Source organism: Seohaeicola saemankumensis (assembly GCF_021021435.1).
Taxonomy (GTDB): domain Bacteria; phylum Pseudomonadota; class Alphaproteobacteria; order Rhodobacterales; family Rhodobacteraceae; genus Seohaeicola.
In genome coordinates, this window is the sequence record NZ_JAINWI010000010.1 from 1 (window position 1) to 13513 (window position 13513).

10 protein-coding genes and 1 pseudogene are annotated in these 13513 nt (G+C 59.1%); 5 read left to right on the forward strand and 6 right to left on the reverse strand.

Features of this window, described 5'->3' with window-relative positions; translation table 11 throughout:
- Positions 1–38: 38 nt before the first annotated feature.
- The gene (locus K7H22_RS06755) at positions 39–386 is read right to left on the reverse strand and encodes a cation-transporting P-type ATPase (protein ID WP_330165839.1); all 348 of its coding nucleotides are present in this window, start codon (positions 384–386) and stop codon (positions 39–41) included.
- A 635-nt stretch (positions 387–1021) separates the two neighbouring features.
- Here K7H22_RS06755 and K7H22_RS06760 point away from each other — a divergent pair.
- Positions 1022–2707, forward strand: coding sequence for a PHA/PHB synthase family protein (locus K7H22_RS06760; RefSeq protein ID WP_419248162.1), 1686 nt, complete (start codon positions 1022–1024; stop codon positions 2705–2707).
- Between the two features lie 757 nt (positions 2708–3464).
- On the opposite strand, the gene K7H22_RS06765 is transcribed toward K7H22_RS06760, so the two are convergent.
- The 4 genes and pseudogenes from K7H22_RS06765 to K7H22_RS06780 all read right to left on the reverse strand — a co-directional run bounded on the left by K7H22_RS06765 (position 3465) and on the right by K7H22_RS06780 (position 7692).
- A complete protein-coding gene (locus K7H22_RS06765; protein WP_230799981.1) occupies positions 3465–4661 on the reverse strand; it encodes an efflux RND transporter periplasmic adaptor subunit in 1197 nt (398 codons plus the stop codon).
- 18 nt (positions 4662–4679) lie between these two features.
- Complete coding sequence (locus tag K7H22_RS06770; protein WP_230799982.1) at positions 4680–5720, reverse strand: ABC transporter permease; 1041 nt, start codon at positions 5718–5720, stop codon at positions 4680–4682.
- Positions 5721–5746: 26 nt separating this feature from the next.
- Positions 5747–6952: an ABC transporter permease gene (locus K7H22_RS06775; RefSeq protein ID WP_230799983.1), complete on the reverse strand. Its 1206-nt coding sequence runs from the start codon at positions 6950–6952 to the stop codon at positions 5747–5749.
- Between the two features lie 17 nt (positions 6953–6969).
- Positions 6970–7692, reverse strand: a pseudogene (locus K7H22_RS06780) (ABC transporter ATP-binding protein).
- Between the two features lie 239 nt (positions 7693–7931).
- On the opposite strand from K7H22_RS06780, the gene K7H22_RS06785 reads away from it, so the two are divergent.
- Entirely contained in the window at positions 7932–8102 is a 171-nt protein-coding gene (locus K7H22_RS06785; RefSeq protein ID WP_230799984.1) for a hypothetical protein, read from the forward strand.
- A 139-nt stretch (positions 8103–8241) separates the two neighbouring features.
- Here K7H22_RS06785 and K7H22_RS06790 read toward each other — a convergent pair whose 3' ends face one another.
- Positions 8242–8577, reverse strand: a complete 336-nt coding sequence (locus K7H22_RS06790) for a class I SAM-dependent methyltransferase (protein WP_330165845.1) — start codon at positions 8575–8577, stop codon at positions 8242–8244.
- A 197-nt stretch (positions 8578–8774) separates the two neighbouring features.
- Here K7H22_RS06790 and K7H22_RS06795 point away from each other — a divergent pair, with 197 nt between their 5' ends.
- The 3 genes from K7H22_RS06795 (at position 8775) to K7H22_RS06805 (ending at position 13028) form a co-directional block, all read left to right on the forward strand.
- Positions 8775–11213 carry an outer membrane beta-barrel protein gene (locus K7H22_RS06795; RefSeq protein WP_230799986.1) on the forward strand — a complete coding sequence of 813 codons (2439 nt, stop codon included), beginning with the start codon at positions 8775–8777 and terminating at the stop codon, positions 11211–11213.
- A 210-nt stretch (positions 11214–11423) separates the two neighbouring features.
- Positions 11424–12605, forward strand: coding sequence for a hypothetical protein (locus K7H22_RS06800; protein WP_230799987.1), 1182 nt, complete (start codon positions 11424–11426; stop codon positions 12603–12605).
- 63 nt (positions 12606–12668) lie between these two features.
- Positions 12669–13028: a hypothetical protein gene (locus K7H22_RS06805; RefSeq protein ID WP_230799988.1), complete on the forward strand. Its 360-nt coding sequence runs from the start codon at positions 12669–12671 to the stop codon at positions 13026–13028.
- The last annotated feature ends 485 nt before the right edge of the window (positions 13029–13513 follow it).

The following is a 13513-nucleotide window of genomic DNA, read 5'->3' on the forward strand; positions in this document are numbered from 1 at the left end:
TCCCGCCGCTACCGTGGCCGACTTTCGCACCGCCGTTCTCACACCTTGTCGCCCGCCTCAAGCAGTACCACGCCGCCGGGGACAAGATCGGCACCATCAAGCGTGACAAGCACCCCATCGCGCAAGACGGCGGCGCGTGGGGCCAGCATGCCGCGGATCGCGGCCATGGCGGCCTCGGCCTTGCCCTCCTGCAGGTAGCCGATCACGGCATTGGCCAGCACCACCGCCAGGATCACCCCGGTATCGACCCAATGCTGCAAGACGCCCGTCACCACGGCGGCCCCCAGTAGCACATAGATCAGCACATTGTGGAACTGCGCCAGAAACCGCATCAGCGGCCCATGTGCACGCACTTCGGGCAGACAGTTCGGACCGTGTTCGGCCAACCGCCGCGCTGCCTAAGTCGCGCTCAGGCCTGCAGAATCAGAGGCCAGCGCTGAAAGGCAGGTGTCGACAGACTGGTTATGCGGATCGGTCAGCAGCATGGGTGTTCTCTCAATCATCAGTTTTTCCACCATCAGTAGCCAGTTCGCGGACACTGACAAATCTGGTCTTGTTGGAAGTCCAATAGACAGAGGCCCAAGCTGCTATCACTGTGATCTTCCATGTGAATGACCGAATGAACCGACCCAGCTGCAACTTTCGCAGGACTGCCGATCAAAGTCGTGTTCTTGGCACTGTATTAGAGCCAAAATATAAATTTGCGTCGTCGCAAGCGGAGTTTTGCATCCCATACCATCACGTATTTGATCTGGCGCATATGATTGGCGGCATCAGCACCTTACGAGTTGGAGGCCGGAGCGAGACTGCTTTCGGAGCCTGAAACAATCTCGCCAGAGGAAATCCCGTCTCTCAGACCCAAAGAGGTTTATGCCACATGACCCGGAAACCATCCCTTGCCCGCCTTTCAGATCGTTCCTCGCAGGCGCTGGCGATCGTGCCGCCTTCCACAGAAGAACCGAATGGCGCAGCGCGGTACAAAAATGTGGCGCATCCGCACGCGGCGCTGGATCGCGCAGTAATGGCCAGTCTTGCGCGAATCACTGCGGGGCTATCGCCCCATGCAGTCCTTGATGCGTGGAGCGATTGGGCGATGCATCTGGCCCGAGCACCCGGCCGCCAGCTTGAACTGATCGAACATGCACAGACCAACTGGCTGAAGCTGGCCCAGTTTGCCGCATCCACGGCCGAAGACAGCACTGCGGACAAGCCGTTCACCCCTGGGCCGAACGATACGCGCTGGTCGCACGAAGGCTGGAACGCAGCGCCCTTTTCAGTATGGCAACAGGGTTTTCTTGGCGCGCAGGATTGGTGGCAGGTCGCGACCGCCGATCTTCCCGGCCTGCGAGGCCTGAACGCGCGGCGCACGGGCTTCATGATCCGGCAGCTTCTGGACACCGTGTCGCCAGCGAATTTTCCACATGCCAACCCCGAGATCCTTGAGGCAATCTGGAAGACCGGTGGTCGCAATCTTGTCGAGGGTGCCGCGAACTTCGCCGATGACGCGCTCCATTTGCTGGCTCAGGAACACCGCCCGGTTCCGGACGACTTCGCTCTTGGCAAGAAGCTTGCCGCCACACCGGGAGCGGTCGTCTATCGCAACGATGTAATGGAGTTAATCCAGTATGCTCCGACGACAAGGAAGGTCCACGCCGAGCCGATTCTGATCGTGCCTGCCTGGATTATGAAATATTACATCCTCGATCTGTCGCCGGAAAACTCGTTCATTCGCTGGCTCGTCGATCAGGGTTACACGGTATTCTGCATTTCGTGGCGCAACCCGGGCGCTGCGCAGGCGCATCTGTCGCTGAACGACTACCGGGTGCAGGGCATCATGCAGGCGCTTGACGTGATCAATGCGATTGTTCCCGGCCGCAAGATCCACGCCAATGGCTATTGCCTTGGTGGCACTCTTTTGGCGATCGCGGCGGCAACTATGGCGCGCGAACACGACGACCGCCTTGCCACCGTCACGCTGATGGCGGCCCAAGTGGATTTCGCGGAGGCGGGCGAGTTGCTGATTTTTCTCGATGAAAGCCAGGTCGCCTTCCTTGAAGACATGATGTGGGCGCAGGGCTACCTTGACCGTCCGCAGATGTCTGGCGCTTTTGCGGCGATCCGATCCGAAGACCTTATCTGGTCGCGTGCCGTGCGCCGATATTTTCTGAACGAGCCGGACCTGCCGACAGATATTACGGTTTGGGTCAACGACACGACCCGAATGCCCGCACAGATGCATTCCGAATACCTGCGCGGCATCTTCCTCGAGAATCGTATTACGGCGGGGCGGTATGCCGTGGACGGCCGCGTCATCGCGCTTAAACATATCGAGGTGCCGATGTTCATCGTCGCCACGGAAACCGACCACATCGCACCGTGGCGGTCGGTGTACAAGACCGCGCTTTTCACCGATTGCGACCTGCATCTGTTGCTGACCAAGGGCGGCCACAACGGCGGCATCTTGAGCGAGCCCGGTCATGAACGGCGCCACTATCGCATTTCACACCGACCGACCGGCGCGCCTTATGTCGACCCCGATACATGGTTCGCTGCGCAATCCCCGAAGGCGGGATCCTGGTGGCCCGAGTGGGCCGAATGGGCGGCGACCCATAGCGGCGAGATGACTGATCCCCCAAACATGGGCGCGGCGGGTCTTGGCTACACACCCCTTGCCCGGGCACCGGGAACATATGTCTTTCAACCCTAAAGGTGGGCGTCCATTTGTGTCGCTCTGCCGAAAGGGCTTTGCCTTAGCTTTCGTTCCGAGTTCCATGTTCTGCGGAAGAAAACAATCCCGGTTATCCACCAAAGAGCGTAGGCATTGGCTTCATAGTCGAGCGCTGCGTTGCAGTTTTCATATTCCTGCCGTTCTTGCATCGTGCAGCATTTTTGGATGGCAAATGTCGGCGGTGAGGACCTTCCCGCCTTTCGATGCGCCCGCAAAAAAAACTCGCGTGAAGTTGTAGCATGGTCAAGGTGTAGAACAGAATGCAGACTGTGAAGTAGCAGCACTGTGCTCGCAGTATTTTGTGATAGCCACCATTCGCCCTATTGTCGCCATAAGGCCGTCCCTTTGAATGCACTGATCAGCGAAACAAGTGCGAAGACCACTTAGGCCGATCCGACCATCCGACGCCACCATGCGGCGATCCATGGAAGTCGACCGCGGAGAGAACCATGAACCCGGCGCGCGCGAAGACATCAAATATCAAACTCGACCAATGCGATTAGAGAACTTCAGTGGGGGCACTCCAGGTCCTAAATGCTCTATGACGGTCGCACGGATACCCCGTGCAGCGTGCTTTCGGGCGATACTTTGTTTGTGGACAGTGGGCCGACCGGATTTGCTGGGCGACGATGAAACCGAGTCGTCGATGTGAATGCGATCACTCGAGGCCTGGCGCCAACGTCCAGGAACTGGCCCTGTCCTTGATCAGAAGATTTGCAGCTCTGAAGCGTGCCGTTCAATCGCGTGAAGTTATGGTTTTGCCCTCCGTCAGTGCGCCAGAGGGATACAGGACCACCGGCACGCCCTCATCCAATCCATCAAGCACCTCAGCTTGTCCCCCGGCTTGTCGCCCGATTCTCACGGGTTCAAGCCGCGCCTGGCCAGAGTCCTCGACAAATACTGCCCAGCTATCGTCGTGTCGAAACAGGGCTGCCTGTGGAACGCTGATAATCGCGTGGGCGTCCCAAAGGATTAACCGGACATGCACGCGGTAGCCTTCGCCCAGCCCGCGGCGTGCCTCGGGCGGGGTCAGAAGGTCCAGTCGCAAACGGACGCGTTGTTCTTCTATTCCCAGAGCAGAGACGCGAGTGAACGCCGCCGGGTCGATACGCCGCAGCCGCGCCTCGAGCTCCCCGTCGCCGCCCCAACGCTCTATCAGCGCCCGCGCGCTGACAGGCACCTGAACGGCATCGGTGGACAAACGGTCCAGCTCGATCTCCATCTCGTCAAGATCGCCAATGGTCAGAAGGTGGCTTCCAGCCTGAAACAGCCGCGCGCTCTGATCGCTGACATCAAGCACGAACCCATTCTGGGGCGCCACAATCTGCACACAGCACGCGCCGGGTTCAGCATCCAGGTCGAGCAGTGCCTGCGGGCCCAACATTTGCGCCTGTGCACGCGCCAACGCGGCGCGGTTCAGGTCAAGCTGAAGGCGCGCCGCATCCAGCCTTTGCTGCGCTGACAAATGGGCGGCTTCGATATCTTCGAGCATGCGACGGGCAATGATGCCGCGCTCGGCAAGGATGCGGCTACGCTCAAGCTCCAACTCGGAATGGTCCCGCCCAGTTTCAGCCTGACGCAGATTGCTTTGCGCCACTGCGACCGCAGCTTCCGCCGCGGCGGCTTCGGCCTGCGCCCGGGTGCGGGCGTCCATCAGCGCAGGGTCAGCGGGCTGGATCACCGCTACAACCGTTTCGCCCGCGACCACCTGATCACCTACCTCGACGGGAAAGCGCGTGGCTGCTCCGGTGATCAGGGCGGTGATGGCATACGGGTTGCGCACAAGGGTCACGCCCTGCGCCGTGATCACCCCCTGCATCGGACCGAGGGTGACGGACGCCAGATCGACCGGCATCGGCTGCGGCCAGAGCGCCCAGAGTAGCGCTGCCACCAGTCCCGCTCCGATCCCGCCCATCGCCAGTTTGCGCATCATGTTCATTCCCTTTCTCTGTCAGTCGCGCGCTTTGAGCGCTGTCGCCAGATCCACGCGGTCGAGCCTGCGCCGCACCATCAGCACCGAAGCAAGTGACGCGAGAAACACCGCCAGCGCCACCAGCCCGAGTGCCAGCCAATAACCCATGACCCAGCCTAACGGGATCGCCAGTGCCGTCAGAAGCATCATCTCACCCACCAGCACATAGCCAACTTCGCCGCGACTGAAGCCAAGAATCCGCAGACTGGCCAGTTCATAGCTGCGCTCTGACAACTGGATGCGCGCAGCGTTGTAGACCACGCCGATGGCAATCAGCACCCCGATGAGAGTGTAGATGCTAACCATTGTCAGCAGGTTCTCACGCAGTGTGACGTCAAACTGGTTGCGGACGTCAGCCCAGTCCATCAGCCCGGCAATCGCCGGTGTCTCTTTGATCGCGGCGTTGAGATCGCCCATCCGGTCCGACTGCACGGCCAGATGGATCATGTTCACCTGTGGCACGCTGTCCATCGCCGCAAGCAGCGCTTTGGCAAAGATATGCGCTTCCTGTCCCATGCCTTGGGCGATGATCCCTGCCACAGGCAGGTTGAGCACCGTGCGGGGGGCGGCTAACATTTCCAGCCGCAAGATTTGACCAACGTCGACCCCCAACGCACGGGCCAGCATCTCGGGCAGGATCACACCCTCGACTGGCGGCGTCACGATGCGCCCGGCGTCATCGACCAGACGCGCAAGCTCCGCGCCGGGGAAATGGCTCTGTAGGGCAGTCAGCCGGTTGCGGTGCCCCTTCAGGGCGCGCACCGGTATCGCATAGGCACCTTCGGCGGCCAGAACGCCGGGCAAAGCCAGTGCGTCCTGCACGGCGCGCTCGGACTGACCCTGTGCCAGCAACAGTGTCACATGCTGCCGGTTGGGTTGTTGGAAAACGCTGTCAGCCAGTCTCTCCACGGCATCGAACATGAAATAGCTCATGACAAGCACTCCGACCGAAGCCGACACCCCGAACAATGTGATGAAAGCCCGCCCGGGCCAAAGGATGATCGAGCGGAAGATCATCATTGTGGTTTGCCCGAAGCACATGCGCCTCAGCAACCGGTCGGCGACCCCGCGCGCAAGACGGGCGGTGCAGGCGGTTGCATGGCTTCCGCCGGTGGGAGTTGCAGCGATGCCCAGACAGCGCGAAACCCGCCCAGCACAGCCGTCGCCATTCCGAGGGCTGCTGAGATCACCAGCGCCTGCGTTCCCCAGTCACGGATGATAAAGGGGAAGCGGAAGAAATCACCGTAAAGCCCGATCATGGCATGCGCGATCCACCATCCGAAGATCCAGCCGATCAGCACCCCGATCACGCCGATCAGAACCGCGAGCTTCAAGTAGTGGCCCGCGATCTCGCGCCGTGCGTAGCCCAGTGCTTTCAGCAGCCCGATCTGCGACCGCTCCAACGCGATCAGACGGCCAAGCACCATATCGACCAGAAAGGCCGCGACGATCAGGAAAATTGGTGGAATGAACGCGGCCATCGCCGCCAGTTGGCTCAGTTCGCCCTCAAGAAAGGCATGTGACAACTGTCGGTCACGCCCATATGCGCCGGTGCCACCGTAAGGGTCCAGAAGCTGGTCAAGCGCAGCGATCACCGCGCGTTCGTCGCCATCCCGTGTCAGACGCAGCGCGATATCATTGACAGCTGCATTCATGTCCAGCGCGGCAGCGGCGGCGGCCTCGTTCATCCAGATCAGACCATACCGACGCTCATCCGGCATCATCGCTCCGGGCGGCATAGTATAGATAAATTCGGGGCTCAGGACCCAGCCGGTCACGGTCAGCTCCTGCAACTGGCCATTGAGTATCCCGCGAAAGCTGCTTCCGGGGGTAAGGCCGTGAATTTCGGCAAAAGGCTCGGCCAAAGCCACCTCATCGGCGCGGTCGGGGTCCGGCAGTCTTCCAAGACGGACCAGCGGCAGGTTCAACCCAGGTCCAGCGGGAGGCAATGACAGGATGCGCGCCGTAGCAGGCTCAGACATGCCGTCGATATCCAGAACGGCCTGAAAGCTGATGCGCCCTTCCGCCTGTGCCACACCGTCAATCAGCGATGCTGCCTGCACCACATCCCCTGGCAAACGCGTGGCCCCGGAAAAGATATTGGCAAAACGGTGACGTTCGTAATAGGCGGTCTGCGTCTGGACCAGCGTGGCTTGCGTTGCCTGCGCCCCCACCAGCACCATGACGCCGCAGCCCAGCACCAGAGCAATGGCCAGTGTTTGCGCCCAAATCCTGCTCAGATCGCGCAGCATCTTCCGGTCAAGCGCCCTCACCAAATTACCTCGCGTGGCAGCACGCGCGCGGCATTCACATCGTCGCGGGTGATACGACCATCCGCCAGCACCACAACCCGGTGCGCAATACGCTGGATGCTGGCGTTATGGGTGATCAACACTGTCGCCGTCCCCAGATCGCGATTGACCTCGTGTAGCGCCTCCAGAACCTGAATGCCGGTCTTGCTGTCCAATGCTCCGGTAGGCTCGTCGCACAAAAGCACATCCGGGCGCCTGGCAATGGCCCGCGCGATAGCAACACGTTGCTGCTCACCCCCCTACAACTCGGCCGGAAAATGATCCATGCGATGCGCGAGCCCGACGCGTTCGAGCGCTTCTTGCGGCGTCATCGGATTTTTCGCGATCTCGGTCACCAGTGCAACATTCTCGCTTGCGGTCAGGCTGGGGACAAGATTGTAGAACTGGAAAACGAAGCCCACATGATCGCGCCGGAAGGCCGTTAACTGGCGATCACTGGCCCGGCTCAAATCTTGATCACGAAAGAACACCCGCCCGCTTGATGGCAGATCCAGCCCCCCCAGGATGTTCACCAGTGTCGACTTGCCTGATCCCGACGCCCCCAGAAGGACCACCATTTCGCCCTCAGCCAAAGACAGATCGACTCCGCGCAGCGCCCAGACATCGACTGCTCCGGTCCGGTAGACCCTGGTCACGCGCTCGGCCCGGAAGACCGGCAATTTCAGACTGTCTCTGAGCATGTAGCCAGAATATCATTGGCCACGGTCATCGATATGATCGAGATCAAGAAATCTTGCAGTGAATTTGAATACGTTCGGTGTGGGTAGATAGCTGCCATCGGGCAAAATGCAAATCTGTCGGGGCGGTCTGTGATCTGCATCAGCCACGTAGTTTCGCCTCTAAAAAGGTGGACTGCCCCCATCGAGTGGTCCAGTTTGATCATTAATGCAGCGTGGGTCTTTGGTCTATCGGGACGAAGGTGTCTGACCTTGCCGATGAGGTCATCCGCCTGCACGCGCCCACCAATTTCATTGCTGTTGGCCGGCATTACATCAACTTTGCGCAATTGGATAATGCAGAGGTGCGCGCCATACTGGCCGCTGCCCTATCAGATGGCCTTGGCCGCGGAATTATTGACGATGATCAATGAACCGCCATGATGAACGGGCAAGACATATCTCATATGCAGATGGCCTGCCTGCGCTGTCATCCTATCGAAAGGAGCGAGAATGCCTGAAAAGAAGCAGAAAACCGATCATCCCGTCCCGGCAAAGCCAACAGACAAGGCATCAAGCCCCCCATTGCCGCTGACCGCTGGCATCGTTGCCGCGCAAGCGTGTATGGATATGGGGACAGAAACGATCCGCTTTTTCTGGAACCGGCTGCAACAGGGCCAAAAGACCCAGTAAGAGCTGCTGGCCTGCTCGAGTCTGGAGGATATGCGAAAGGTCCAAGCCGCGCACCTGAGCCATGCACTGGACCAGTATGTCGCCGAAACGCTCGTCCTTCAACGCAGCCGCGACATCTGCTTTGGCATTGAACCGATCAAACCAGCGCCGCAGCGTCAGCGCATAATGCAGTCGGAGGCATTCAATATCGCCGATCCGCAACCCCGCTCCCTCAATTGAACTAAGTCAATTACAGACTGTTAACAAGGTGTCGGATCCTATCCTGGTTGATGGCCCGGTTTTATGATCGGTGGGGAAGATCATTTTTGCAACATCACCTTGTTTTGCAACACATCGTATAAACTGAAGATTTCCAGATTCTCGCGTTTCTTTTATATACGAACCAAATTGCTCTACCAAGGCCGGAGTTTTCGATGACATTTTCAAAATCTGCGGGAGTCTCGCGCTTGGCGACAGTCCTTACTGTTTCCTTGGCGGCGCAGCAGGCCCTTGCGCAGTCGAATGATGCTTCGGATACCTCTTACGAATTCGATGCGGGCGTTACAGTATCGGTTCAGGCGACGGACAACGTGTTCCTGACCGCCAATGACCGGCGTTCGGACTTTGTGACAGTGGTATCTCCGTGGATGGGACTGTCCTACCGCGCCGAAGATTTCAGACTGAACCTTGAGGCCAGCAGTGCCATTGCCCGTTTCGCGGAATATGGGCAGGAAGATTATGAGGATTATTTCCTGGGTGCCGAAGCCCAGTATCGGGTCAACGAGAATGTCTTTGTCTTTGGCGGTCTGGACTACGAACTTGGTCATGAAGGCCGCGAGTCGCCGGATGACGTCAGCGGGCTCAACCCCACCGAGTTGCGCGAAGCGAGCGGTTATCTTGGAATCGGCGGCGCGATTGCGGAACGCTCTTTCCGGCTGGGGCTGAACGTCAGAGACCTTGATTTCAAAGACACGCCCACCTCTCTTGGCGGAGCGATCGACAACGATGACAGGGACCGCCGTTTGATAGAATTTGGCGGGCGCATCGGCATTGCAGGTCTGGAAGATGGCGAGGTTTTTCTGCAAGGCATCTATGACCAGCGCGAATATGATCAGCCAATAGACAATCAGGGGCTGGGTTTCGCGCGGAGTTCGGAAGGTTACCAGCTTGCGATCGGCTACAATGGCATGATTGGCCCCATGCGGGGCGAGGTGCTTGTTGGCCTGATGTCCCAAAACTATGACGACGCGCGTTTTGGCACGACCACGGCGCTGGATATCGGCGCGGATCTGAGTATGCCGCTCGACGATCGCACCGATCTTGACGCCATTGTCGAACGCAGTATCGAAGAGACCACGATCAGCGGCGCATCAGGTTATATCTCGACCTCAGCCGGTCTGCGCCTCAGGCACAGGGTTGCCCCGGACATGTCCCTGGCGGCCTATGCTTTTTTGACGCAGAACGATTATCAGTCCATCTCGCGGACGGACCATCTGGCAGAGGCGGGCGTGTCGCTGCGATATGCCCTCACGTCGCGCGTCTATTTTGATACCAATTACGACTTCCGTCAGCGTCAATCTGATGTGGCGGGTGCCGATTTCGATGAGCATCGGGTATCCCTGACCTTCGGCGCAACACTGGAGCCTCGCTTTGACGCAGACCCCGCAGATCTGGCCAAGGTCACGGGTGGCGGGTTCTACGCAGGCGTCCAGCTGGGCGATATCGCACTGCACAGCAAGGTTAATGGGACGCGTGGCTCTGGTGGCAGTCTGACAGCGGATTTCGGAGATCACGGCCCGGCAGGCAGCGTGTTTGCGGGATACAGAAGTGAATATGGCGCTCTTGTGCTGGGCGGCGAGGTGGATTTCGAGTTTAACTCCACATCCTGGACCCATACCGGCAATCGCGTTTTTGGGGTCGAGCGTGACAATGCGCTTGCGATCACCGCAGTAACGGGTGTGCAGACCCAGAATGACAATCTGTTCTATACGCGCTTCGGTGTGATCTCGACCGAGTTCTCCAGCACCTATCAGCGCGACGCCTCTGCGGCCGTCAGCCAGTCCGAGCGTGAGCTTGGGTTACTGCTTGGGGTCGGGGCGAAGATTCCATTTGGAAACGGTTTGTCGGGGCGGATGGAGTATCAGCTGCGTGCCTATGAAGATTATCCCTTGGGATCGCCCCTCGGGACCCCCAGCAGCGATAACTTCGCCAATGTCGAAGGCCTCGTGCGGTTCGGCCTTGTCTACGACTTTGCGGCCAAGGAACAGGCCGCAGATACCAGCATGGCAAGGGATTTCGCAGGCTTCTATGCAGGGGCACAGATCGGGCATGGCACGCTGCAAAGCGACAACACGGGCCTGCGTCCCGACGATGGTGCACCTGCATTTACACTTTCCGCGACGCGCGCCGGTCAGGGCTTTACAGGGGGCGGTTACGCGGGTTACGGCATCCAGCAAAACGGCTTCTATATCGGCGGCGAGGCCGAGATCGAGCTGTCATCTGCAGACTGGAACATCGAGCGCAGTCCCGTTGGCCGGATCTATTCGGTCGAGAAGAAAGCGACAGCCGGTCTTGGTGTTCGGCTGGGCTACGTGCTGAACGACAATGTCCTGCTTTACGCAAGGGCCGGTGTTGTGCGGTCAGACTTCGACGTCGCCTATTCATTCCGCAGCGCCGCCGTAAGCCAAAGCACAACCCTGGATGGCGTCCGGATGGGCGGTGGGGTTGAATTCGCCATCGGTGAGAATACGAACGTTCGTCTCGACTATACCCATACCACCTACGACTCCAACGCGGTCGACTATGGATTGGGAGTAGACAACTTTGACACGAAAGAGCGGCTGTTTCGGGTAGGCCTAACCCGTCAATTCTGAAACGGGTTCGACCATCCGTTCTCTTCTGGTTTTGTGCTTTCATCCCGCCGTATGATTTTGTACGAGGTTGATACATATCAATAACCGAATGTGGGTTTTGTGCTTATGTGCGTCTGTGTCCGCTCCGAGGTGACCCTGGGTTCCTCGCGCTGGCGGAAGACAAGCATAGGAGAAGTTGATATGCTGAAACGTTTTTCCAAAAATCTATCTGTGAAGTTTTGGCTTGCGGCCGGTTGTGCATCGCTTGCTCTTGCCGGCGGTTCGGTCCTGCCTGATATGGCCGTGGCTCAACAGGGGGCGGGTAAGCAAATGCAGGGGGGCGCAAGCGGCGGTGCTGCTGGAGCTGGACATGGCCAGGGGCAAGGCGGCCAAGCGGGCCGTGAAGGTTCGGGCGCCGGACTTGGTGGCATCTTCAAGGAAATCACCGGCATGGATGATCCCGTCGACGGTGCGGATGCGGCGCCGGATGCTGTCCAGGGTCGCCCTGCGGATGCAGGTCAGTCCGGAAGTGCGGCAGCTGGAGGCAAGGGTGGGGCCGGTGGCGGCAAGCCTGCAACCGCCGGTGCCAAGAAAGGCGATCTGTTCGGAGATCTCTGGATCATCTTGCGCGATGAAAACGGCGTGCCTCTCCTGACAGAAGAAGGCTTTGTCCAACCCATTGACGCTGAGGGTAACCTCATCGCTCTGGATGAAGAAGGCAAACCAGTTGACGAGACCCTGACCGTTGAAGTTGAACTTGGTCGATTGAATGTGGGACGCGCGCCCAACAAGGTACTTGACGCGCGTGCTGATGAGGTGATCGCCGTGCTCAGCAGCGCGACAGCCTTGACGACAGATGCGGCAGGCCGTCTTGTTCTGACGATCGACGGAGAAGCAAAGACGATTGACGCGCCCCTCGAAAATCTGGCGATCTACATCTCTCTGCTGACGACGGGAAGCATTCCTGGACTGACGCCCGATGATCTGGTCGGAACCGAGTATGACTTCCTGGTTGATGGCCTATACACACCAGAAGACCTTGCCGCGTCGGCAGCCTTTCTTGCTGCGGCAACCGACAAGACGGGTGTATTCACCTCGGATGAGATTGCCTACATCAACTCATTCGTCGGCATCAATCTGGCAACAGTAGGTGACGTGACTTACTCCGACGTCGATTACTCGTCCTTCAGCTACGACCGGTCCGACAGCTACGCGGATGTCATGGCGACGGTGCTGGTCGATCAGGATGATGGAACCTTCGCGGTAGAAGAGGTCAATATCTATGATGTTGTCTTCGGGTCAGTTGACCTCACAGCGTCAGGATCGCTCGATGCCTATACCCAGGCTGCGGATGATGCGCGGGCTGTGATCGAGTTCATCCACGAATATGCCGTGCCTGAAACGATGGAATAAAGCGTGCCTTGCGGGGCGACATGGTGTTGCCCCGCATCACCCTTCTTCGAAAGGAGGACGATCGTGTTTCCTGACAGTATGAACCGTCGCCTGATGCTGACCAGTCTGCTGGCACTGGTTCTTGCGCGACCCCTATTCGCCCAACATAGTGACGAGGGCGAGACGACGCACGAAAGCGGGCAAGGCCGGAGAGGTGGTGGCCAAGGCGGCCGTCCTGATGATGCGCATAGCGGTGAGGACGATCACGGCGATGACCATGCCGGCGACGACGGCGAAGAGAACGAGGATGACCACGGCGAGGATCATGCCAGTGGCGGGAGAGGCAAGGGTCCCCGATACCGAGGCGGGCGCGAAACCGCATCAGTTGGTGTAAGTCAAAGCAGTTCGTTGGAAGACAGGGTGTTGAAATCACCCTCGTTCTGAGATGCTGATGAACAGCCCCGCGTGATGACTCGCAGCCCATGCAAGGGAAGATCCCAGTGATAACGGAACGCATCGCATGAATGTGGTCAACGCCCATCTCGTGCATGGCCCTGTCGCGCAGCCGCATCCAAGAGTCCGATGTGCCTTCTGACATGCTGACCGGCGCAGCCTGCAACCGGCGGACCATCGCGTCATCGCCCTGCATCCGATACGCTGCGATCAAGTGATCGCGCGCCAGGACCTCGGAACGGAGCTGGTGCACGATCTGTGCCATGCCTACGTAGGCGAGGAACCTGTCGGGCGCCGCGGCGGCCACCTGAATGCCCAGATAGGCGCCCCAGGAGTGGCCGAGTAAGAGAAGCTTCTCCTGGCAGATCTCACTCTCTGGGTAAACGTCACTGACCGTACGTCCTCCATGCCCATGATATTGGGTTCAACTTGCAAAAGCAGGCGAAGTTTTTCTTGCCGTTACGAAAAAAAGGCGA